Below are 1,315 nucleotides of genomic sequence, written 5' to 3'. Positions count from 1 at the left end.
GGGGTGCGAACAGCTACGTGCAACGCGCTCGCTCGTTGCTCAACGAGCCCTAATTCTCCGGGCTTCAACTGTACTGAAATATCTCTCTCGCGTCGAACCACGAGCGCTACGGGGCGAGCAACGATTCGAGCTGATCCCGAAGGGCGTCCCTGTGGACCGTCTCGGTCGCAACCTCCGTCTCGCCGGTTCCCATCTCCTTGAACCCCGTTCCGGTCGGCACGAGGACGACAGACTCATCAGCGGCGATATCGCCACGCTCCGCGAGGCGTGACACGCCGGCTAGCGTCGTCGCGGACGCCGGCTCGACGCAGAACCCGCCGTCGACGGCAAACCGGCGCTGAGCGGTCCGTATCTCGTCGTCGGTAACGGAGACGACGGCGCCGTCAGTATCGCGAACCGCGGCGAGCGCAGGAGCGCCGCTCGGCGGGTCCGGGTTCCCAATCGAGTGAGCGATGGTGTCGCCGGTCTCGTCGGGTGACAGCGGCGTCGGCTCCGTCTCCCCGGCCTCGAACGCCCGCGTTAGCGGGTCGGCGGTCGCAGTCTGGACGAGACACAGGCGCGGCGGCTCCGCGATCAGTCCCGCGCGCTCTAGGTCCCGGATTCCGAGCCAGATCCCCGAAGCGAATCCACCGGAGCTCGCCGGTAGCGCGATCACGTCGGGCGTCGCCGGGGCGAGCGACTCGTAAATCTCGAATAGTGCCGTTTTGTACCCGCTGATGCGGGTGGGCACGTCGCTCACGAGCACGTCGATTGGGAGGCGCTTGGACAGCTCAAGCGCGTCCCCGTACAGCTTCCCGTAGTCGCCGGCGACCTGTACGATGGTCGGCTCGTACTGAGCGATGAGCTCCAGCCGCACTGACGAGGTCTGCTCCGGAACGAACACGACGCACTCCCGATCGAGGCTTGCCGCGTGGGCAGCGGTGCTGATCGCCATGTTGCCGTACGAGACCGTGCCGACGACGTCGCCACCGGTCGCGACGGTGTGCGGAACGGCCACCGCACTCCCGCGGTCCTTGTACGCTCCGGTTGGATTCTCACCCTCGTCTTTGACGAACACCCGAGCGCCCGCGGCGTCGTCGAGTCCGGGGCTCCTGACGAGGGGCGTGCCGCCCGCGGCCCGCGCGACACCCTCGGGGCGATCAATTGGCAACAGCGCTTCGTACCGCCACATCCCACCCCGGTCTCGACAGTCGGCCCACGAGAATGCCGTCGGGTCCGTGTCGACCCAGAGCGGTTCCCCGCAGGCGCACCTGACCCGGATGCCGTCGGCGTAGCGCTCCCCGCAACGGTAACAGCTCAACGAGAGAGACATAGC

Annotated in this window: 1 protein-coding gene; it reads right to left on the bottom strand. The window is 67.5% G+C overall.

Going from position 1 to position 1,315, the window contains the following annotated elements:
- Nucleotides 1-106 precede the first annotated feature (106 nt).
- On the bottom strand, nt 107-1,171 hold the full coding sequence (locus tag C5B90_RS19870; RefSeq protein ID WP_115883631.1) for a threonine synthase: 1,065 nt from the start codon (nt 1,169-1,171) through the stop codon (nt 107-109).
- Nucleotides 1,172-1,315: the final 144 nt, after the last annotated feature.

Origin of the sequence: Haloferax sp. Atlit-12N (assembly GCF_003383095.1) — an archaeon.
Lineage (GTDB): Archaea > Halobacteriota > Halobacteria > Halobacteriales > Haloferacaceae > Haloferax.
Note: the sequence above shows the minus strand (reverse complement) of the source record. Positions and strands in the feature narration are given on the sequence as shown.

Bases quoted from the DNA above. Each gene is read 5' to 3' on its own strand.
- C5B90_RS19870 (WP_115883631.1), bottom strand. From the start codon at position 1,171: ATGTGGCGGTACGAAGCGCTGTTGCCAATTGATCGCCCCGAGGGTGTC.